This window comes from Pseudoalteromonas sp. McH1-42 (assembly GCF_022347845.1).
GTDB classification, from domain to species: domain Bacteria; phylum Pseudomonadota; class Gammaproteobacteria; order Enterobacterales; family Alteromonadaceae; genus Pseudoalteromonas; species Pseudoalteromonas rubra_D.
In genome coordinates, this window is sequence record NZ_JAKRFU010000001.1 from 196,063 (window position 1) to 218,301 (window position 22,239).

Consider the following 22,239-nt stretch of genomic DNA (forward strand, 5'->3'; position numbering starts at 1 on the left):
ATCGATGATTAGTTAGCCTGAATATTCACAGTGACACCACTGGCTGCAGAGTAGCCACGTAAGTCAATGTGCCAGGTTCCCGCTTGAGGGTTAGTAAAAGTACAAGTCTCACTATTGCCGTTGCGGTAAGGGCGGCATTGATAGGTGGATGTGGTGGATTGGCTACCATAGTTGACATACAGATCAGCATCACCTGAACCACCAGAGATAGTTACTGTCAGGTTCGAATAGCCGGCACTTAAGTCTTGCGTAAAGCGTTGCCATTGTCCCGATCCAACACTAACATTACTCTCTGTTCGGTCAATTGGGGGCGTACCTGTACCACCCGAGGTGTATGAGCCAGTCAGAGACACACCAGAAATCGCATTCCACGCTTCGACCATCACATAATAGGTCCCAGCCTGAACATTGCTGATGTTACAGGTTTCATTACTGCTGGACGTGGTACTATTGCAGTCATAAGTTTGCAACGAAGGACGGCTGCCAAACTTAACATAAAGATCTGCGTCACCAGTACCGCCAGAAGTCACAAACGACAGATTCGTCGCATCAGCCGGAACTTCTAAACGGAAGAAGCTTTGAGCTTTAGACGAACCGCTGATCCCGGTGCGAGCAACACCATTGGTTAGCAGCTCATCCTGGGGTGGTTCAGTAGTGCCACATGAACTACCCGGGCTTAGCTGAGAAGTTACGCCCACAACTGCAAGCGCATCTTTAACATCATCATGGTTATAGCCCAGGTCACAAGCAGCGTCCATAACGCCGTTACCTGCGGTATCCCAGTCAGTGCTGGCCGTCCAGTATAATTGGTTTGCTTTCGCCATCACGATGAAAGCTTTCTTAGTATCCCAGCCTGCTTTATTCGCCAAAGTATAGAACGCTTTGTTAAATACACCTGAGCTGTGATGCACATCCATACTGGAAGTATAATCTGACTGATGGCCAATAGAGTTTCCATCTTTAGTGGGGTCATCCATATAGCGCAGTGCACCTGTGGATTTAAAGATCTCTTCACCGACCATCCAGTCATTACTGCCTTTCATGTAGAACTCAGCGGCCTCACCTGCCATATCAGAAAAAGCTTCATTCAGGCCACCTGATTTGTAACGATAAACAAGGCCGGAGTTTTGCTCAGTAAAACCATGACTGACTTCGTGTGCCGACACGTCCAGGCTAACCAATGGATAGAAGCGATTCTGGCCATCACCAAATGTCATCGCACTGCCATCCCAAAACGCGTTTTCGTAGTTATTACCATAATGAACACGCATTTTAAGCTGGAAAGTTAACGGCGCTGTACCTAACCAGTCGTTGTACATATTGAAAACGACATTACCAAAATAGTGTGCATCATTTAACGGAGAATAGGCGCCGTTAATTTCCTTAACTGTATTCTCCGGACAGGTAAAACTGTGCGCCGTAGACCCGCTACTACCATGATTGAGGTTAATGGTCTTAACGTTTGCATTATTCATCGTACAGGTGTTGCCCGACTGAGACACATCCAAATGACCATAGTCAGTACCATACTGATAACGACCTGTTTTTTGGTTGCCACCCGGTCCGGTTGCGTTCGCATGCTGGATGTTGTCAAACTCCATCAACAACTCGCCACTGTTGGCATCAATAATTTTGTAAGGTCGTGAGGGCGAATTGCCATAGGTCACATAGGTCACCTCGTAGACCAGTCTGGCCTGAGACTGGTCATCAAGCCAGATCCCTAGTCGGCTGGTTTCATTATGCTTAGCCAGCGCGATTTCTTCGCCATTTTGTTGTGCCGAAAACTGAGCTTCCAGTTGGCTTTGCATTGCCTGCATAGACATTTTTGGCGTGACGGTATTCAAATCAGCCGCAATCTCATAAACAGCAGCACCATGTGCGCGCTTTAATGCGCCTGCGTTGTTATAGGTCAGGCTGACTGTGTCTCCGATAACCGGCAAGCCTTTGTACATTTGTTGGTAACGTGTCGTAACCGCACCATTCGCATGAGGGTATGACTTCAGCTCAACCAGTGTGCTGCCTGCATCAAGCCCAATGAGCTGCTCTGGTTGTGCCGACAAAACAGCCGGTGCCGCAGATTCCAGCATCGCAGAAATGGTATTATGTGTGTTGAGGAAGCGCTTTTGAGCTGCATTTGCAGTGCCTGACACCAGTACCAGACCGGCAGCTGTTGCCAAAGCTATTTTTGATAGTTTCACTTGATTTGCTCCATGATTACTTGTTGTTTTATGTGCAACCGGGATATTGCTATCCACAGTGCAAAACGCACATTTAACGAGTGCGCAACATAGAGACTAGTGATAAAGCTAAAAAAATAAACTTTTATTAACTTTTAGTTATTCTGAAATTTACACCTTTTTAAAATTAAAAGTTAGCTTTATTTACATCTAGTTAAAGGCAACCTTCTGACACAAATTTGAGTTTAGCATGCACTAAGTGTAAGAATTTTGTTACACGCGAGCTAATATCAGTGCTTTATAAATGTACCTTAAGGTTGCCAACACAAGGTTGTTATACTATAACAAAACGTTTTTTGACCGTGGTATCTTGATCAGATGCTAGTCACTTGAGCATGCTTGGCGGGCTGTAATTGCTGTGGCAATCAGTGACCAGCTAATTGGAGTTTCCTTTAACTCCGGTAAATTCCCGGGTTCTGTTTGAAGACATACTGATTGCTCTCCCTCGGCGGTTACCAGCAATAGCTCAACGGTAGCATAAGCGAGCTCGTCGTCTCCGCGCTGGGCATGAAAATCCACTTTCAACAGAGTGGCAGAAGAGACATCCGGATATTGCTCTGCAATACGAGTTGTTATTAGCTGGAACCCCTGATCTTTTGATTCTTCCATAGCAGTCGCTATGTCCTTACCTATTCCAACGTCAATAGCGAATCCAACCGCGATGCCGGCAGGGCCCAACGCCCCCATCAACATAGGCCCAGCAGCTGCGCCTCTTCCCTGATAAGAGACACTTGGCATCTCCGATTTTATAACTGGTTTAGGAGGCACAGACGAACAGGCACTCAACAGAGTAACTAACAATGCAAAGATAAATAGTTTCATTTCAGTAGCATATAAAAAGTGAACGATACCGCTATTATATGAGGGTTATGCAATTATGCATAGTATAATCAGACCTTTATAATTAACTCTCTTAGTGAAACGCAAAGTACGGCTGCCAAAGAGTAAACAGCCAAAGCAGATCATCGCGCCACAAACCGCAGTGATTGCCGTTAACTAATTAGAACGAATATGAGTATTCTAGTGATAGCTGCTGTCCGGATTGTGGCACTCGGCCGTCGAACACTCTGGGGTCGAATGCACTCGTTTGTTTATCAAACAAGTTTTGTGCCTTAATCCTGAGCTGCTTATTCGCAGCAAAGTGCCAGGTAATAGTGCCTCCTATCAACCAGTGTGCTTCCTGATCATAATGTTGGAAATCAGGATCATCCGGTATAAACACAGGGAATACTTTAACCTGAGATCGCCACACCCCATTGAGCCCAATCTGCCAACTACCAAACTTATGGTGTAACTGCCACGATCCAAAACGCTTGTAGCTGGCACTGAATGGATCGTCAAAATGCTGGGTATAGTTTAATTTGAACCAGCTGGCATCACTTAACTCAAATGAAGCACTGACCTCGAGCCCTTGCATGTTCGTAGAGTAGGCGTTATTAAACGTGAACCGGCTTTGTGCCATATCAACCGGCTCCAGAATGATAAAATCATCCAGCTGGTTTTCAAATAACACCAGATCGAGTTGCCAGCGTGTGTATGCCATATGCCAAACGAGTTCAGTCGTTTTAATATTTTCTGACTTAAGCTGCGCATTACCCTGAGTAATATCATCATTAGAATTAAGCTCATTACTCACCGGGATCCGAAATGACTCTCCGTATTGCAGCTTAAATGCATGCTGTGGATTAAACTGATAAATGGTTGCAATGCGCGGAGACAACTTGCTGTCTATGTCGATAAACTCGTCAAAACGCAGCCCGGTAAATAATGTCAGTTGATCATCCAACGCGTATTTCAGCTGTACATAAGTGGCGTAGGAGTCAAAATCCTGCTTCAGGCTATCGAACGCTGCAAACTCGTTAAGCGGCTTGATACCACCCAAATAGTATTGATCTTCAAGAATTATTTGCCCGCTGACTGGGTCAAAGTGCGATGTGTAAGTACCAGCCCTGGACTGCTCCTCTAATGAGTACTCCAGCCCCCAGTTTAGCGCCAGCTCAGTGCTATGCTGGTAGGCCAAATCCCAGTTCAGCGTCAAATCTTCAGAGCGCCATTTTGGTCCATTAAAAAAGTCCTGCTGGAGACCCAACTCTTCTGCTGTTGCTATCAGTCCGGCACTGTCTATGTCATGGCGGATAAAACTCAACGTTAAATCACTGTCTAGTTTGTCCGATAATCTGGCCCGGTGATTTAGTTTTGCTCCAATGTTACGGCTGGTATGAAAGTTGTATTCACTGTAACTGGACAAATTCATAAACTCATCTAACGTCGTTCTGGTCAGGTGGAGCGACCCGCTAAATGCCCCCCATTGACCACCAAATTCCACAAAAAGACTCGATTGCGGGTCACGGGCTTGTTGGGCATGATAGGTTTCCCCATCCGTTGCAAAAGCACTGATATTGGCATGAAAGTGCCGCTCGGTATCAGAGTTATGACTGTAATTGAACGAGGCATGTCTGCTTTGGTGCAGGCCTGCACCAAGCTGTATCTGACGTGCAGACTGACGCGTTACGATATTCATTACCCCCAAAAACGCGTTACTGCCATACAGGGCTGAACCAGGCCCGCGAATAAACTCGACTTTTTCGACCACATCCACGGGAATAAAAGGGGCATAAACAGACGCTTTACCAAACGACGAATCATTGAGCCGCTGGCCATTTAACATCACCAGAATATTACCATTGTCGAGATAAACGCCTCTGGCATGCTCTTTGGGCACACTGCCTACCCAGTCTCCACGGGTTGACTGAAACCCTGGCACAAAGTTCATCAGTTCATAGACGTTACGAATGCCAAGTAAAGTGATTTGTTGTTGAGAAAATGAGGTAACGCTGGATGGGACGGACTGGGCGGTTTCAGCCGTTTTGCTCGCAAGCTCAACCGTCACGTCCATCAGCTCTTCAAACGACAGCTCGAACAACGCTTCCTGACGGGCACTTAAAGGTAAACTGAGCAAGATTAAACTTACAGGTAGCAGACTTTTTATCATACTCATTCGCTCAACGACACAATTACGGCTAAACAGTTGTCATGTAACATAAAAATCAAACAGCGATTTTTTATTTCAATTTTAATATTACGCAGACAGGGACAGTTCGCAAGTTTTTTGTGATATTTTAGTAAGTTAATGAGAAATGTTAGTAATAAAGCGCGAGTAAAGATAGTTGAATATGAATAAATGTTGCATAAATAACAAAAAATAGAGTGATTTATTTTCTGTACTTTGTTGAGCAGCACATCCTGGATGCGCCGCCCTACCGTTAAATTAGGCTGTCGTAAGTTTGCGTTTTTTAAAGTACTTGTACAGTCCAATTAAAGAGGCCACTATCCAGAATAACTCGATGACAAAACTAGCCAGATTGAAGTTATAGCAAAGACTGATAAGCAGCAAAATGGCACCACTGAGGTTCATCATATTGTACTTAATACCGTCGGGGCTTACTTTGTCCAACTGGAGTAAAAAGAACGCACCAACCACCAGGAAAGTACCCGTCATACCAATGATGTCAAATAATATGTCTATCATGTTTTTGTCCATATAAAATAGGCTCACCCAAACACGCTGGCCCGGATCCATGGGTAGGGTGATTTTCAGTCTTTGAAACAGCACAAACTTTTCTATGATACGGCGCTAATCCAGCATATAACAGGATATTTGTCCGCTTCCACGAGACCACTGCACCGGGCAGATTGACCTCTATCTGTGACAGTGTCATGACATCCAGGTAAGATAGTCCATTATTAGCTCAGTATGGCAAGTACGAACCCTATCAGACAAAATTGAGCGGTATGGTAACCCGCATTGATAAGAAATAACTTCAGAGGGCGTTGTTCAAACAAATAACTGGTACCCAAGGTACTGGCGACAAAGCACACTCCAACGGCTAAGCCCAGCAACACTCCGTCTATAATAGCGGGGCTTTTACCCAGCAGCGCAGCCATTAACAGTGCAGCCAGTATGGATAAAAACATCGCGCCACTAAACACTAGTTTATGGTCGGCATTTTGAATATCCAATTCAGTAAGACCTGCTTCTTCCAGCCAGGGTTTATGAAATAGTAACGGTGAGTACCATATTCCCCCTAAAGCAAAGGAGGAGATTGCCGCAATCACAACGGCAACCACGTCTACATCAAACACAGCCACAGCACTTACCTCGATTATTTCACTAATTTCAATTTAGTTAATAACCTTTGGAAGAGCAAACCAGACTGTGCATGGATTATTTAAGTACCGGGCGTTTCTGAAGTTTTCTTTGCAATGTCCGTCGGTGCATATTCAGTTGTCTTGCTGTTTCAGAAATGTTGCCATCATTAGATTTCAGGGTTTGCTGTATGTGTTCCCATTCAAGCCGTTCCGGTGACATGGTCGTGTCTGTGGTTTCAGTCATTATAGCTTGTGTACCCAAAAGAGTTTTGGCTATCAACTGAGTGTCCGCAGGCTTGGTTAGGTATTCATCGGCACCCAGCTTAATTGCCTCAACGGCCGTCGCGATACTTGCAAACCCAGTCAGAAGTACAATTTTTGCGTCCGGGACGATGCCCCGGATCAATGCGATATGCTGCAAGCCGGAGCTCGCTGTTAACTTCATATCCAACAACACATACTGCGGCATAAATGTCTGACACTGAGCCGTAATATCCAGCTCATCATGTACACACTGACATTCAAAATTCAGCTTAGTCATTCTGCGCGAAAGCGTTGTGGCAAATGGTACGTCATCCTCAATAATCAATAACTTCATAATTTATACTACAGGTAAAGTCACCACAGATACGGCACCCTGAGTCTGATGGTTAGACAAGTGTAAGGTCCCCTCAAGTCGCTCGATTGTAGCATGAGAAAGCAGCAGCGCCATGCCCAAACCAGATGAACTGTCGACCACTGACTTACCTATCAAAGCCAGTTTGTCCATTGCAATGCCGGGACCGTGATCTCGGATCGACAAAGACCATGTACGATCACTGCCAGCTGAGGCCTGTTCTGACAAGCTCACACTGACTTCCAGGCTGAGCGCAGAGCACTTCTCATTGGCCTTCGCCGCGTTCACAAACAGGTTAAACAACGCCGGGATTAGCATAGGATCACCACTGACTGAAAATGACTGTTCGGGTAACTGACAAGTGATGATCTGCTCAGGAAATTGCAGCGTCAGTAGTTCGTGAAGCTGCTGCCAGAGCATTGTAAATGCCTGGCTGTTAACCTGGGCATGCGGCTTAAGTAGCTCGGTTTGAGCCCTGAAACCATCTAACTGTGTCTTACACTGCGCCAAAGGAGCCTGCATATCCAGCACAGCCGGATGCTGCGGAAAATCCTCGCTTAACTCTTCATACAACAAACTCAAATGCGCGATGGGTGTGGCCAGTTGATGGGTTACCTGAGCAGCAGCACTACCTAATGCGAGCACCTGCTCCTGTTGCAATTGCTTTTCTCTGCTTTTAGCCAGCGCCAGTTCTCGTTGCTGGATACGACTAGCCAGAAAGGTCACTATCGTCACTATCACAATAACCATGAATACAAAATTCACCAGCATGCCAAGCAAGTGCTGGCCCATATGCATACCGTGATGGTGCATCGGAACAACCGTATACAAATACCCATACGCAGCTAAGGCGGCACCAGAAATAAACACTACAAACTTTGGTGGCACCGTAACCGCTGCAATGATGCAAGGTAACAACAGCAAAGAGACAAACGCGTTACTGGCTCCTCCGAGAAAAGACAACAGAACGGTTAAAAATAAAATATCAGCCACCAGCTGCATCACCATAGCCCCTGGTGATACATCACTCACTTTGCGATAAGCATAAATACTCGCCAGTTGAAATACAGACTCCAGCGCAATAACTGTAAAAATAGGTTGCTCTGGTAAATTTTTATCTAAAAACCACAACGAAATGAGCACCAGCACCAGCTGTAGTACAATGGCGATGGAGCGCAGCAGCAATAACTGGCCAAGCGCCGAGTTAGGCGAGAAATTAATTAACATGATATTTTACGTTTTACACTCAATAAATACGCAGACACCAGGTGTGCCTGAAGACTTCTTAACGCTTAGGTTGCCTGACGATGGCCAGTTGACCGTCGATATGCACATCACGCTGTGGAAAGGCCACCACAATATTATGCTCGGCAAATAACTCATCAAGGCGAAAGCGCACTTTACTTCTCGCCTGCCTTAGCCCACCTTCGACGGTAGAATTGAGCCAGAAATTGACTTCAAATATCAGCGCGTTGTCACCAAAGTCTTCAAATGTAACCTGGGGCTTAGGATCGTTCAGTATTTCAGGCTGCTCTTCGGTTGCCTGCAGGATCAAGGCTGCCACCTGTTTTGCAGGCGAGCCATACGCCACTCCTACACGCACCGATGTACGCATAAGTTTATCAACCAAAGTCCAGTTGATAACCGTGTTTTCCAGTAATTTACTATTGGGGATCAGCATATGTACCCCATCCACCCGGCGTAAACGAGTTGAACGCGTGTTGATTTTTTCAACGATCCCTTTGGTCCCCTCCACTTCAAGAAAATCACCAATACGAATGGGCTTTTCCCACATCAGGATCCAACCACTGATAAAATTGTTGATGATGTTCTGAGCCCCAAACCCGAACCCTATGGCAATCGCACCTGACAAAAAGGCAAAAGCCGTAATAGGCACATTGATCACATCCAGGATAGTGATCACCGTAATGGCAATGGCCAGGACGTAGCACAGTCTTTGCACCAGATGCACCATATTCGGGTCGGTATTGCCAGCTCTGAGGCGATTGGTTAATTTACCAACCAGATAACGGGTCAGCCAGATCCCTAATATCAACAGCAGCGGAACAAGCAATAGCTTCCCGACTGTAAAAGAATGCTCAGCGTAAGTGAACAGTGAAAAGTTCAACCATTCGCTCAGTTTATCCAGGTAATACACTATATACCTCTGTCTGTACTCGAACGACACAGCGCCGGCGAGCTTAGTGGGTTAAATTAAGGCGCACGGTGGCATTTATTCATATTTGAGCTTAAATTCCGGACAAGGTGTTCCCTGGTGGAACATTAATTGCCAATTCGCTCCCTTGTAGCGCCAGATCGACATTCTGACGGAATAATTCAAATTAGAATAGGCATTTCGACGATAAGCAGCATGATAGGTGATCTGGGCCAGGTTTTCGGCGAGCATCTGGCCCTGAAAGTCCTGATTATAAAACTGCGGGACTTTCTCCCTAGGCAACCTGGCCAGTACGTGAGATTTATTAAACATCAACCCGTTAGCCGAAATTTCATAAAAATCTTCATCCAACAGCTGAGCCAGTCGCTGCGGATTTTCTCGCACGGCGGGATCGAGTAACTCGCGCTCCAGGTTTATGAGCATATCCAGCGTATCAAATTTAATTTTTTGCATTATAAACCAAGCAATTAACGCCATCATCTTTTATCAGTCTAGTCAATTAGCCGATTTCGACAAGGGATAATTGGATGTAACGTAAAGCGGTTTACGATATACTATGCCTTAGCCTACTGGTCGGATTTGAATAAGAGATAAAATGAAGTACGCCAAAATAACAGGATGGGGAAAAGCAATTCCCCCCGCCTCTATTAGTAATGACGAACTAAGCAACATTGTTGACACTAATGACGAATGGATCAGCACCCGAACGGGCATTAAATCTCGCCGTGTCAGCCATGTGAGTACCGCAGAGTTAGCAACGGTTGCAAGTAAACAGGCGTTAGCCTGCGCTGGCCTTAAAGGCGAGGACATAGATCTCGTCCTGCTGGCAACCTGCACACCTTCCACTATGGTGGCCAATACCGCATCTTTGGTGCAAAAAAACATTGGTGCCGTGGGTGCAGCTGCCTGCGATACCAATGCGGCCTGCTCAGGCTTTCTGTACGCACTACAAAATGCCACTGCGCAGATCCAGGCTGGTATGATCAAACGCGCTGTGGTTGTGGCAGCTGAGCGTATGACCTGGTACGTAAACTGGGCAAAACGCGACAGTGCAGTGCTATTTGGTGACGGCGCTGGCGCGGTTATTCTTGAAGCCAGCGATGAGCCCTGTGGACTGCTTGGCACTAAAACCGGGTGTGACAGTGAAGATCGTGGCATTTTACACATTGCGAATTACGGCACAGATCTGACCCGCTATGAACCAGCAGGCCCATCAGACTTATCTTTCGAAGGGCGAGAGATTTTCAAACGAGCGGTCACTGGCATGAGCGTTGCGTGCGATGATGTATTGGCACAGGCAAATTTATCCCTGTCTGATATAGATGTGCTGGTTCCACACCAGGCAAACCTGCGGATCATTCAGGCAATCCAGAAAAAACTCGATATTGCAGATGATAAAGTGATGGTCAATATCGACAAGTACGGTAATACCTCTGCAGCAACCATTGCCATTGCCTTGTGTGAAGCAGTGGAACAAGGGTTAGTTAAACCACACGCAAACATCATGTCAGCCGCCTTTGGTGCAGGCCTGACCTGGGCTGCCAGCTACATAAAATGGGGCGAGCGGGTCACGCCTTTGGCGCACAGCGAAGAAACACTGCCAGCCTGTGAACAGTCAGGTGTGGAGTTAATAGCGGATGCCGTCAAGGCATGCCAACAGTAAAGGGCTAATCCCTTTACAGGGCCAGTTTAGCATTCACACTGAATTGGCCTTATCTACTCGACCCTAAACACCTACGAGTGGTAAACTGCCCCCACTTTTTACCCACTTCCCAGCACCACTGAACTGCCAAACGTTCAGGCTGGAAGACAATAGCTCAAATAAGGGGAACCCGGTGTTTAAACCTCATTCCGACATCGCCAATTTGGCGCCTCAGATCGTATGGCAATTCTTTGATCAGATCTGCTCAATCCCACACCCGTCAAAACACGAAGAAGCATTAGCGACCTTTATTGTTGACTGGGCAAAGTCACAAGACCTGGCTGTTCGTCGCGATGAAACGGGCAATGTATTTATCAAAAAGCCAGCCACGCCAGGCATGGAGAATCGTAAACCGGTTGTGCTTCAAGCACATATCGATATGGTGCCGCAGAAAAATGACGATACAGATCACGACTTTACCAAAGATCCAATTCGCCCTTACATAGATGGTGAATGGGTCACAGCCCAGGGCACTACCTTAGGTGCTGACAATGGCATGGGTATGGCGTCTTGTCTTGCAGTATTGGCGTCTTCTGACATCCCGCATGGTCCACTGGAAGTGTTACTGACAGTAGATGAAGAAGCCGGAATGTCTGGTGCGTTTGGTCTGCAAGCAGGCTGGCTGGAAGGCGACATTCTGCTCAATACCGATTCTGAGCAGGAAGGTGAGATTTACATGGGTTGTGCCGGTGGCGTAGATGCCAGCATGACAGTCAATATTGCGCGTCAAGCTGTAGCAGCAGACCATCAGCTTGTAGAGATCAGTTTAAAAGGCCTAAAAGGCGGCCACTCTGGCGTTGATATCCATACCGGGCGGGGTAACGCAAATAAGCTTTTAGCGCGTGCATTAAAACATCACCTAAGTGGAGTGGACTTTAGCCTGGTGGCCTTTAAAGGCGGTTCACTACGTAATGCTATTCCGCGAGAAGCGTATGCAACTATCGCCATCTCACCTGCGCAGCGCAGTGTACTTGAACAGCGCCTGAGTGAGTTTGAAGCTGTTCTGAGCAATGAGCTAGGTGCAATTGAAACCAACTTGACGTTTGCAGTAAACGACACAGACAGCACGCTTGATGCAATGTCAGAACAGTCTAAACACAGCCTGCTTGCGCTGCTCAATGCCTGCCCGAATGGTGTTGTACGCATGAGTGATGATATTCAGGGCGTGGTTGAAACGTCACTTAACCTGGGTGTGATCACCACACAAGCCGACAAAGTAGAAGTGCTTTGCCTGATCCGCTCTTTAATTGATTCAGGTCGCACAGATGTCGAAGGCACACTGAGCTCACTGGCAAGCCTGGCTGGCGCAGAGATTGAGTTTTCAGGTGCATATCCTGGCTGGAAACCAGACCCGGACTCAGATTTAGTGCACATTTTCCGAGATATGTACGAAGGGATTTATGGTAACAAACCAGATATCATGGTGATCCACGCGGGACTCGAATGTGGCTTGTTCAAAGAACCTTACCCTGACATGGATATGATTTCTTTCGGTCCAACCATCAAGTTCCCACACTCGCCTGACGAAAAAGTGCATATTGCATCGGTTGGCTTGTACTGGCAACAAATGCAGGCATTGCTGCAGAATATTCCTGAGCGCGACTAATATCGCTCAATGATTGGTTCAGGCACCTTACGGTGCCTGAACCATGTTAAGCCAAGTTTTAATCCTGACATTGGAGTGTAGCCTGCTTATCACCTGCCGGCATTATACTGATATCACTAAACGACAAGCTCATACTGCCAGTGGCAGACAGTTCAAATGGCATCACCATTTGATCAAACTTCACGCCCTGGCTGGCAAAGCATTGTAAGTCTATACTCAGCACTTGCCACTGCTGTGCTGCCAGCTTGTTCAGCTCAGCGCCAATATCAACCTGAGCCCGACAGCTTCCTGGCATATCTCCTTCACTTTCACAGTGCATACCAACAAATGCCTGGTCTGCAACCGTGTTACCACGTTTTACGGTCATACTGAGCACACCACCCCCAGCCTGGTAACGAGCCAGATCTTCTCTGAAACCATTGCCACTGACAAACTGAACACCTGCTTTCATGCCCTGCCAGTCAAGCCGAAAGGCATCTTCCTGGATTTCCTTATCTATGGTTCTGTAACTCAGACTAGACAGCGTCATACTGCTTGCGGTGACAGCAAGATTTTGCTTACCTGAGAACAGCCTCAACTGCCAGGGTTGCTGAGTTTTACCGTTGAAAACCTCATACACATCTGAGGTATTCAGCGCGGCACCTGTCTCCTCAGGTAAACTGTTGCTCAGCGTTGAGGACATGCCATAACTCAAACCAAAACCGTAAGGCAGCAAAGGCGCATAATCCTGGTCGAAACGATTAACCGGCTTACTTGGATGGGCTGGCCAGGAGAAAGACAGACGACCAGTGAAATCATACTGTATCTTGCCCTCGCTGTTTTTTAGCAAAACATCGGCAACGGCTTCGCCCTGCGAGCCAGGCAGCCAGGCGGCCACAAAGGCATCACTGGCGTTGAGCTCCGGGTTAACCCACATAGGCCTGCCACTGATAAACACAGAGACCACAGGGATACCTTGCGCTTTCAGTGACTTTAACAGAGCCAGGTCTCGCTTATTACCATGCTGATAAATCAAGGTTTCCCGATCACCATGCCCTTCGGCATATGGCTCTTCACCAAATACCACAATGGCTACGTCAGGCTTGATTTCATACTGGCCATTTTCGCTGAGCTCAACCTGACCTCCCGCCTGGGTTATCTGCCGGGCAAATCCGTCGTATATAGACTGACCACCTGGAAAATCCGAGTTCTGATTATTGGTACCCTGCCAGGTGATAGTCCAGCCCCCTGATTGTTTACCAATGTTGTTGGCAGCATCACCGGCTATCAAAATGCGCTGATTGGGTGCAAGCGGTAATAACTGTTGATTGTTTTTAAGCAAAACCAATGACTCACGCACCGCCTGGCGCGCAATATCCCGGTGTGCTTCGTGACCTATCAATTGTGTATTGTTAGCATGTGGACGCTGTGCCGGGCTGGGCTTATCAAACAAGCCTGCGCGAAGCTTCACCCGCAAAATACGACTGACAGCATCATCTATGCGCGACATAGGAATGATGTCCGCTCTGACCTGTGCAATGGTGTTCTCAAGCAGAGGTTTCCAGGCATCGGTAGGCACCATGTAGACGTCCAGGCCCGCATTCACAGCCTGAGGGCAATTGTCATTACTGCAACCGGGTATTTGCCCATGACCATTCCAGTCGCCCACCACAAAACCATCAAACCCCATTTTGTTTTTCAGCACGTCGGTCAGCAGATATTGATGTCCGTGTATCTTCTCGCCCTGCCAGCTGTTAAACGAGGCCATCACCGATTGTGCTCCTGCCGTGAGACCGCCCACATAACCCTGAGCATGAATATCAAACAGCGCCTGCTCAGAGTCGACATTGTTACCCTGATCGTCGCCTTTCACGGTGCCGCCATCACCCAAGAAATGCTTCACGGTACTGATGACCCGGTCATCGCCCAAAAAGTCCTCGCTGGCATGCCCCTGCAAGCCATGCACAATGGCTGCGGCGTATGCTTTCACTATCTCGGGGTCTTCCGAATAGCCTTCATAAGTGCGACCCCAGCGATCATCACGTACTGTTGCCACTGTGGGCGCGAAGACCCAATCAATGCCCGTGGCCATCACTTCTTTTGCCGTTGCCTGGGCAATTTGTTCAATCAGTTTGGGATTGTTGGCCGCCCCCAGCCCAATGTTATGAGGAAACAAGGTTGCCCCGATCACGTTGTTGTGACCATGGACCGCATCGGTCCCCCACATAGTAGGAATATCAATACCATCTAATGAGTCATCTACGGATGCCTGATACATAGCTTCCGCCAGATCAACCCAGTCTTTAACACTGGCATGCTTGTTGTTCCCGGGAAATGCTCCGCCGCCATTGAGATAAGAGCCAAACCCGTAGCGCCGCATATCTGCTACCGTAATGTCACGGATCTCCGGCTGGATCATCTGCGCCACTTTCTGCTCCAACGTCATCTTGCTAAGTAGTACCGAAACCTGACGCTCAATTTCAGGGTCTTGGGCTACCTCAGAGTAAATTTTGGGCCAGATATCAAGCCCTTGCTTAACTTCCGGCGAGGGCTGCCCGGCGCCACATGCGGTTAAGATACCGGCAGCTAGTACGCTGAGTGAAATCTTGCTTGTTGTTTTCTTCACTTTACTTCTCCGTAGGTAGCAATACAGGTCGGTGTCCTTTGAGCCCAAAATAACCGATAAATACATAACACAATGCCGGTAGCAGGAACGACAACTGTACGCCAGATGCATCAGCTAACATCCCCTGTAGCAAAGGAATAATGGCACCGCCCACAATCGCAAGACATAACACGCCAGCACCATGGCTGGCGCTCTCGCCCAGCTTGTCGATTGCCAGGCTGAAAATGGTTGGAAACATAATTGAATTGAACAGGCCGACGGCCAATACAGACCACATCGCCACACGGCCTTCGGTCACGACAGCGACGCACAACAGTGCAATGACCATGACTGCATTAAATGCCAGCACTTTACCTGCTGCAATTTTTTGCATCACCAGTGCACCAATGAAACGTCCGACCATAGCCCCGCCCCAGTAATAGGCGATAAGCTGTGCTGCCTGTGCTTCATTAAGGCCGGCAATACGAGGATCGTGTAAGAAATTCACTAAAAAACTGCCAATCGCCACTTCTGCCCCGACATAGAGAAAAATCGCCACGGCCCCAAGCTTAAGGTGTTTATATTGCAGTGCTTTTTTTAATGACGGTGCACCTTGCGACTGTACACCCAGTGATGGCAGTTTGATAAAGGCAAAGACAATGGCCAGTATCGCAAGGGTGGCCGCTATCATCAGATAAGGAAATTGCACCGCAGAAGCATCAGCATGTGCCGGCTCGCTGCTGCCTGAGAAAATAAGCAAGGCACCAAAAAATGGCGCAACCGTAGTGCCAAGCGAATTAAATGCCTGTGTCATAGTCAGGCGCGACGAAGCTGTCCTGGCAGGCCCGAGCGCACTTACAAAAGGGTTGGCGGAAACCTGTAACACGGTAATACCAGAGGCCAATACAAACAACGCGCCTAAAAATAACCCATAAACACCGAGCTCAGCGGCCGGATAAAACAACAAACACCCAATGCTTGCGACACTCAGGCCAGTGATGATGCCTTTTTTGAAGCCAATCCTGCCAACCAACATACCGGCTGGCACAGAAACGATAAAATAGGCACCGAAGAAGCAAAACTGCACCAACATAGCCTGTGTATAAGTTAAATCGAAAGCCCCTTTGAGATAAGGGATTAAAATGTCATTTAAGCAGGTAATAAAGCCCCACATAAAAAACAGAGTCGTCAGCGTAAACAGCGCAAATCTGTGCGCCTGAGCGGATTGCGACTCATGCTTGGTATCCAGTATCACGGATGAACTAGCCATAACGAATTTCCAAAAAATATTACCAGCAGGCTCTGGTCCTGCTTAACGCAAAAACCAGAGCGGGTTTAGAATTAATTAAACTTATATCGGAAGCCCAGTGCATACCTGGGGCCGTATTGGCGGGCGAACAGGAATTGACGCTCATAACGACCAAAGCCTTGCTCGGTTTCATCATTGAGGTTCACGCCCTCGAAGAACACCGTCAGCTGCTCTGTCATATCGTAGTTGACGCTCATATCCCATTGACCAAAGGCCTTGGCAAATTGCGGCGGGTTGTCGGAAGATCCCTGATCCTGGCCGACTCCGATCAGGTACTCATCACGCCAGGCATATGTCAGCTTCACAGACAGTCCTTCAAGCTCATAAAACACCTGAAAGTTTGCCGAGTCACTGAGCCCGGTAAGCGGGGTTTGTTGCTCCAGACTGGCAACATCGAACTCCACATCACCATTTACAAATGTCGCGTTCACCCCGACGCCAAATCCGGTTTCGCCGAACAGGTGCTGCACAGCCACTTCAAAGCCATCAACTGACTTGGTATCGGGCGCATTGAATGGCCGTGTAAAATCCCACACTATCAAAGGGTCATCGGCGTTTGGCGTAATATACCCCTGCTCATTGAGGGTTGCGCCATTGGCCTGCATCTGGGCAAAAATGGCATCATTCGTGGCTTGCTCACCCCGGCTTTCAATATCGGCAACGGCTTGCAACCATCTGGGTCCCTGATAGATGTCGTTAAAGCCTTCAACAGTCGTTGAGTTTATCTGACTGCCAATGAAGTTTTTCACCGACTTATCGAAGTAACCAATGGCTGAGTAACTGCCCTCGGCGTAATAATACTCGAGGCTGAGGTCAAAGTTAGTCGACTCAAATGGTTGTAAGTTGGTATTGCCTTCGCTGGCATTGCGAGAGCCAATTTTAGGGCTATTTGACAGACTCCGCCCGCCAACCAGATCTCCCAGTGGTGCCCGCGAAATGGTTTTGCCCCAGGACATTCGGGCAACCAGCTCATCAGTCACATCCACGCGTAAGTCCACCATAGGCAGAACCACATCATGTTCGCCTTCCACGGTAAAGAAGGCATCGCCATCAGGTAAATACTGGGTATGCCACTCACTACCGCCTTTCCACCAGACAGCAGTAGGCGTAGGCTGGAAGGTGTTGCTGGTCACATCGGTTTGCTCGTAGCGAACACCTGCGTTTATCTGTACCGGATAATTGGCAACCTCAAATTCCCAAAAACTTGACAAGTAAATACTGCTGGTTTCCTCCGTCACGCTTTCTCGCGATAAGGTCCCCATGTCGTGATACGCCGTAGTCGCAAAATAATCATTGCCACCGAGTAATTCATTGGTCAAAAAGGCTTCAGAGCGAGCGGCAACCTCATCGAAGTCAAAGGTATAGTAATAGTGTGGCTGTAACGCACTGCCGCCACCATCAAATGCATTTAAAAAGTCACTGGTATCATGTTGGGTAAACATGCCATCGGGGAATAATTCCGGCCAGGCAGGATTAAACAGGAACCCACCTATCAAGCCACTCCAGGCATTCGATCCGCTCATTTCCTGCTCTGTGCGAGCCACACCAAATTTTATGTTCACCAGAGCCCAACGGTCACTCAGATTTTCCCAGACACCATCGAGCTGTAACTGTTCGACGGTTGCTTTGCCCGGAGAGTGTACAAACTGACTAAAGTGAGAGTCGATTTCACTGGCTGCCAGCTCATTGGTGCCATTTCGCCACAGAATTTCAGCGTGCGGGATCTCACCGCTGCGAAAATCGTAGCGCTTGGTCGTTAACTGATCTGAGCCCAGTACCAGCGTGCCTTCACTACCCAGGCCGGCGTCTGCACCATTGTCGGTTTCGCTTTGAGAATCGTGATAGTCCAGGCTCAGACTCAGAGCATCACTGGCTTGCCATTGAATATTAAAACCAACTGAGCGCTCTTTCACTTCAGTAGTTGAACGTGAGGCGCTGAAAGACCCGTCGTTACCGCTGATATCGGCATACACAACGGTGCCGTTCTCATCCAGTTCATAGCCGTTGATATTACCGCCGTAGTCGTTCCACATACCCCAGGAAATCGCATTCTTACCGGTAACAGACTTAGTCCCGGTATAATCAAGCGTCATTACAATGTCATCAGTGGGCGCATACTGGAAAACAACCTGACCGTTGGTTCGCTCGCGCTGTAAATCACTTATTTGATAGTTCATATCCCGAGGGAAAAAATAATCACCTGCGGGCACACCTTGATCGTTTACAGGGCGATTGTCTGTGACGCTGTCTGCTTCAAGGTTAGTTGGTAAATCGACATTCGCCTGCCACCCCTGGATATTGGCACTTTGCTGTTGAAAATCGCGGCGATGGTGGTTAATGGTAAAGCCAAACCCGACGGTGTCATCCAAAAATGCATTGGAGTACAAGGCTGAGATCTCTGGCGTAACGTCATCGCCTGCGACATTTGAAGAATCGTGGATTGCTTTCGCTGAAAACGACATTTTCTCAGCACCACTGTCGAGAGGGCGAGCAGTAACAATATTCACCGTCGCACCTAACCCGCCTGTCGGATTGTCAGCGCGCGCTGTTTTATAAACTTCGAGCGCCGAAACCCCATCGGATGACAGGTTTTCAAAATTATAAGAACGGCTATTACCCGTTCCTGGCATTTGTCTGCCATTGAGTGTTACCAGATTAAAGTCCGGGCCGAAGCCACGTACGGTGATCTGACTACCTTCACCATTGCTGCGACTCACTGCCACACCGGTAATGCGCTGTAAAGACTCTGCCAGGTTGGTGTCGGGAAATTTACCCATTTCTTCTGCTGAAATCGCATCCACCACGCCAGACATATCTCGTTTGACGTTCATAGAGCGGATCAAACTGCCCTTGATGCCACGAATTTCTATGACTTCGGGCGTTTCCTCAGCAACCTGCGGCTCAGTTTCCTCAGCCTGTACCATTGAAGTACCAAGCACCGCACCGATCAGAATCGCGACATGTGAGAGTTTATAATTTACTGTATTCATAATGACCTGCTTGAATAATTTTCGCTGTCTGGGCGTGGCAATGCCACGCCATCGGTTTGGTTTTATTGCGCTGTGATCATCACATTATCGAGCCGGTATACAGCTCCTTCACCCTGCCCCCAGGCTGGGTAAACCATGATGATGTCAATGCCGCTAACATTCACCCCACCATCCTGCAGTGTCTGAAGTGGGAAAGTATAGGTCTGCCACTGGCCAACCTGAGGCGCCACAGCCTCCAGACTGTCGGTCAGATTAAGCTCCAGTGCAAAACTGGCATCCAGCGCTTCTATCTTAAACTTCCAGGACGCACTGCTATCATTGGGCGCTGTCACTACTTTAAGATCAAACTGAACCGAGCCCTTTTCCAGATAGGGTGATGCATCAAGATAATGGCCGTCTTCAGCAAACAGCCCCATCACAGTAGGCTCGGCGCCAACTTTAAATTCCGCTACCATGCCCTGAGTCATATCATCATTTTCAAGCGTAGGGGTAGAGCCACCACAACAATCCCACAGCGACCATTTGGCTTTAACGTCATCGGCAAATAGCACTTCACCAACAAAGTCATCCGCCTGATTCGGATCGTAAATTTTCACGTTATCTATGCGGTATACTGCGCCAGCCCCCTGGCCCCAGCTGGGAAAAACCATTAAGACGTCAATCGCACTGATGTCCAGGCCTGCTGCCACCAGGTCCGTTAAAGTAAATGTATAGGTTTGCCACTGGCCAACCTCGGGAGCTGTTTGCTGGATACTCTTATCCAGGGTCAGTTCAGCAGCACTTTCCGCGCCCACTGATTCAGCTTTGAAGAACCAGGCTGCAGTGGCGTCTTGTGGTGCACTCACCACCTTCATATCAAACTCAATCACGCCGTTGGACAGGATAGAGGAGGCATCAAATGGTGCCGCGCTAACCCCTTCGGTTGAAATAAACTCTTGTCGGGAAATAAACCCCATCACCGTTGCTGTATCACCGATCACAAACTCTGCAACATTGCCGTGCGTATCATCGTCCAGCTCAACCGTAGGTAAAGAACCGCCACAGCAATCCCACATTGGCCAGGCAGGATTTTCGCTCTCTTCAAACACCACCAATGCAGTGGCTGTGTCTGGTGTCACAATCGCAACATCTGTGACGCGATAAACTGCGCCTTCGCCACTGCCCCACGCCGGGAAAATAAGCAATGCATCAATACTACTGATATCCAGCCCCTGCTCAGCCAACATCTGTAACGAGAACGTGAAGGTTTGCCATTGCCCAACCGCTGGCATTACCCCTTCTGCGCTTTCAGACAACGCAAGTTCAACTGCTTTTTCTCCGTTTGCGCTTTCTATTTTTAACATCCAGGGCGCCTCTGTATTCGCGGGCGCAGAAGTCACTTTCAAATCGAAACGCACAACGCCGGACTCAATCAACGAAGAGGCATCGAACGGGCTGGGACTACCACCAGCATCAGACGCCATCGGATCTCGAGAAATAAACCCATTGACCGTAGGCTCACTGCCCACGCTAAATTCGACCGCCATGCCAGCAGTGTCATCTTCGACTAAAGCAGGAACGCTGCCGCCACAACAATCCCATGCCGGCCAGTCTTTATTGAGCTCACCGTCAAAGATTTGCAGACTATCCCCTGAAGTCGCAGGCGGCGGTGGGCTGGGCGCTTTACCTTCAACCAGTGCATCATCCAGTGAATCCCATCCGGCGCGGATCGTTTCGCAGCCTTTGCCTGTTTGCGGGTTTTGCTGACATTGATAGACCCGGACATAATCCACTTCAAAGGTTTGCCCGTTTGCAAAGGCATCAGCATCGACGCCCGTTTCATTAACCGCTTCAGGCCAATTGCCACCAACAGCCAGGTTCAGGATAAGATAAAAATTTTGATCAAACGGTGCACTGTCCCAGTGTGTTACCAGCTCACCGCTGCCCTGATCATGATACTCGGCAAACCACCCCCGGTGTTTCAGACTAAATACGTTGCCGTTACTGTCATACAGGGGCTCAGACTGTCGCTGCGTGGCATAAAGATAATCATCAACATACCAGCGTATCTCTCCCTCTTGCCATTCTACCGCATAGGTATGAAAGTCATCGGCCGGGTTCACACCATCCGGTAAGCTATGCGCTTTACCAGAGTGAACGTTGTCAGGCCAATCCTTGCCATAATGTAAGGTCCCGTAGACATGGGCCTCAGGCATGCCATCCGCATCTTGTGCTTTGAGGTTCACCGCTTCAACTATGTCAATCTCGCCTGATTTAGGCCAGCCACCATAGACTTCATCGGTTGGCAGCATCCAAAATGCCGGCCAGCTGCCCTGCCCGCTGGGAAGTTTCGCCCGCATTTCAAAGCGGCCATACTTAAAATCCGCTTTGTGTTTTGTAATAAGGCGCGCAGATGTATAGGGCTTTTGAGCATCATCCGCAGCGCGAAGCGCAACTATTTTCAATGTCCCATCGCTGACATACGAATTGACCGATTCATCGGTGTAGCATTGACGTTCTTCATTTCCGCCACCCAGGCAGTTCACTTCGTGCGTCCAGTTTTGAGTATTGATTTGTGTCTCATCAAACTCATCTTGCCAGACGAGTTGCCAGTCAGAGACCGGTGTCTGAGGATCCGTTTTGCTCAGATCAGTGTTGGTTTTAGCGTCGCCGCCACAGCCAGTTAAACCGGCTATCGCAAGCAAGACACCAAGACTGGTGAAGGATTTTGCAACTTTTATCATAATGTGTGTTCCAACTAATCGAACCGATTGTTGTGTAGCGCGGACCTGTTCTTTTTACAGTCTGGCACAGAGCCGCTGTAGTTGTTATTTGCAATCAATCGCACCCAGGTGCAGCCAGTTGCAATGTCCGTACTACAAAGAATGAGC

The 22,239-nt window shown here is 48.2% G+C and carries 15 protein-coding genes; 2 read left to right on the forward strand and 13 right to left on the reverse strand.

Annotation, left to right across the window (positions count from 1 at the left end):
* Positions 1 to 8 precede the first annotated feature (8 nt).
* The 9 genes from MHN31_RS00785 to MHN31_RS00825 form a co-directional block, all read right to left on the reverse strand.
* On the reverse strand, positions 9 to 2,198 hold the full coding sequence (locus MHN31_RS00785) for a pre-peptidase C-terminal domain-containing protein (RefSeq protein WP_239443173.1): 2,190 nt from the start codon (positions 2,196 to 2,198) through the stop codon (positions 9 to 11).
* A 360-nt stretch (positions 2,199 to 2,558) separates the two neighbouring features.
* Entirely contained in the window at positions 2,559 to 3,059 is a 501-nt protein-coding gene (locus MHN31_RS00790; RefSeq protein ID WP_125557159.1) for a hypothetical protein, read from the reverse strand.
* 178 nt (positions 3,060 to 3,237) lie between these two features.
* On the reverse strand, positions 3,238 to 5,229 hold the full coding sequence (locus MHN31_RS00795; RefSeq protein WP_239443174.1) for a TonB-dependent receptor: 1,992 nt from the start codon (positions 5,227 to 5,229) through the stop codon (positions 3,238 to 3,240).
* A 276-nt stretch (positions 5,230 to 5,505) separates the two neighbouring features.
* A complete protein-coding gene (locus tag MHN31_RS00800) occupies positions 5,506 to 5,766 on the reverse strand; it encodes a hypothetical protein (RefSeq protein ID WP_125557163.1) in 261 nt (86 codons plus the stop codon).
* Positions 5,767 to 5,981: 215 nt separating this feature from the next.
* Positions 5,982 to 6,386 (reverse strand): DUF1761 domain-containing protein, encoded by a 405-nt coding sequence (locus tag MHN31_RS00805; protein WP_125557165.1) that lies wholly within the window; start codon positions 6,384 to 6,386, stop codon positions 5,982 to 5,984.
* A 76-nt stretch (positions 6,387 to 6,462) separates the two neighbouring features.
* Positions 6,463 to 6,984 (reverse strand): response regulator, encoded by a 522-nt coding sequence (locus MHN31_RS00810; RefSeq protein WP_239443175.1) that lies wholly within the window; start codon positions 6,982 to 6,984, stop codon positions 6,463 to 6,465.
* 3 nt (positions 6,985 to 6,987) lie between these two features.
* The gene (locus MHN31_RS00815) at positions 6,988 to 8,229 is read right to left on the reverse strand and encodes a sensor histidine kinase (protein ID WP_239443176.1); all 1,242 of its coding nucleotides are present in this window, start codon (positions 8,227 to 8,229) and stop codon (positions 6,988 to 6,990) included.
* 58 nt (positions 8,230 to 8,287) lie between these two features.
* A complete protein-coding gene (locus MHN31_RS00820; RefSeq protein WP_125557171.1) occupies positions 8,288 to 9,160 on the reverse strand; it encodes a mechanosensitive ion channel domain-containing protein in 873 nt (290 codons plus the stop codon).
* A 75-nt stretch (positions 9,161 to 9,235) separates the two neighbouring features.
* Positions 9,236 to 9,631, reverse strand: coding sequence for a DUF4440 domain-containing protein (locus MHN31_RS00825; protein ID WP_125557173.1), 396 nt, complete (start codon positions 9,629 to 9,631; stop codon positions 9,236 to 9,238).
* 142 nt (positions 9,632 to 9,773) lie between these two features.
* Between MHN31_RS00825 and MHN31_RS00830 the strand changes: the two genes are divergently transcribed.
* Positions 9,774 to 10,841, forward strand: coding sequence for a ketoacyl-ACP synthase III (locus MHN31_RS00830; protein WP_125557175.1), 1,068 nt, complete (start codon positions 9,774 to 9,776; stop codon positions 10,839 to 10,841).
* Positions 10,842 to 11,013: 172 nt separating this feature from the next.
* Positions 11,014 to 12,486: an aminoacyl-histidine dipeptidase gene (locus MHN31_RS00835; RefSeq protein WP_239443177.1), complete on the forward strand. Its 1,473-nt coding sequence runs from the start codon at positions 11,014 to 11,016 to the stop codon at positions 12,484 to 12,486.
* A gap of 58 nt (positions 12,487 to 12,544) precedes the next feature.
* Here MHN31_RS00835 and MHN31_RS00840 read toward each other — a convergent pair whose 3' ends face one another.
* From MHN31_RS00840 to MHN31_RS00855, 4 genes are all read right to left on the reverse strand, one after another.
* Positions 12,545 to 15,043 (reverse strand): exo 1,3/1,4-beta-D-glucan glucohydrolase, encoded by a 2,499-nt coding sequence (locus MHN31_RS00840; RefSeq protein ID WP_343224649.1) that lies wholly within the window; start codon positions 15,041 to 15,043, stop codon positions 12,545 to 12,547.
* Positions 15,044 to 15,092: 49 nt separating this feature from the next.
* Positions 15,093 to 16,340: a sugar MFS transporter gene (locus MHN31_RS00845; protein WP_239443178.1), complete on the reverse strand. Its 1,248-nt coding sequence runs from the start codon at positions 16,338 to 16,340 to the stop codon at positions 15,093 to 15,095.
* A gap of 71 nt (positions 16,341 to 16,411) precedes the next feature.
* Positions 16,412 to 19,369, reverse strand: coding sequence for a TonB-dependent receptor (locus MHN31_RS00850; RefSeq protein WP_239443179.1), 2,958 nt, complete (start codon positions 19,367 to 19,369; stop codon positions 16,412 to 16,414).
* A gap of 62 nt (positions 19,370 to 19,431) precedes the next feature.
* A complete protein-coding gene (locus tag MHN31_RS00855; RefSeq protein WP_239443180.1) occupies positions 19,432 to 22,092 on the reverse strand; it encodes a glycoside hydrolase family 16 protein in 2,661 nt (886 codons plus the stop codon).
* Positions 22,093 to 22,239: the final 147 nt, after the last annotated feature.

Excerpts from the sequence above, each read along its gene's own strand:
- MHN31_RS00845 (WP_239443178.1), bottom strand. The coding sequence starts at position 16,340 with ATGGCTAGTTCATCCGTGATACTGGATACCAAGCATGAGTCGCAATCC.
- MHN31_RS00810 (WP_239443175.1), bottom strand. The coding sequence starts at position 6,984 with ATGAAGTTATTGATTATTGAGGATGACGTACCATTTGCCACAACGCTT.
- MHN31_RS00795 (WP_239443174.1), bottom strand. The coding sequence starts at position 5,229 with ATGATAAAAAGTCTGCTACCTGTAAGTTTAATCTTGCTCAGTTTACCT.
- MHN31_RS00800 (WP_125557163.1), bottom strand. The coding sequence starts at position 5,766 with ATGATAGACATATTATTTGACATCATTGGTATGACGGGTACTTTCCTG.
- MHN31_RS00830 (WP_125557175.1), top strand. The coding sequence starts at position 9,774 with ATGAAGTACGCCAAAATAACAGGATGGGGAAAAGCAATTCCCCCCGCC.
- MHN31_RS00815 (WP_239443176.1), bottom strand. The coding sequence starts at position 8,229 with ATGTTAATTAATTTCTCGCCTAACTCGGCGCTTGGCCAGTTATTGCTG.
- MHN31_RS00855 (WP_239443180.1), bottom strand. The coding sequence starts at position 22,092 with ATGATAAAAGTTGCAAAATCCTTCACCAGTCTTGGTGTCTTGCTTGCG.
- MHN31_RS00850 (WP_239443179.1), bottom strand. The coding sequence starts at position 19,369 with ATGAATACAGTAAATTATAAACTCTCACATGTCGCGATTCTGATCGGT.
- MHN31_RS00790 (WP_125557159.1), bottom strand. The coding sequence starts at position 3,059 with ATGAAACTATTTATCTTTGCATTGTTAGTTACTCTGTTGAGTGCCTGT.
- MHN31_RS00825 (WP_125557173.1), bottom strand. The coding sequence starts at position 9,631 with ATGCAAAAAATTAAATTTGATACGCTGGATATGCTCATAAACCTGGAG.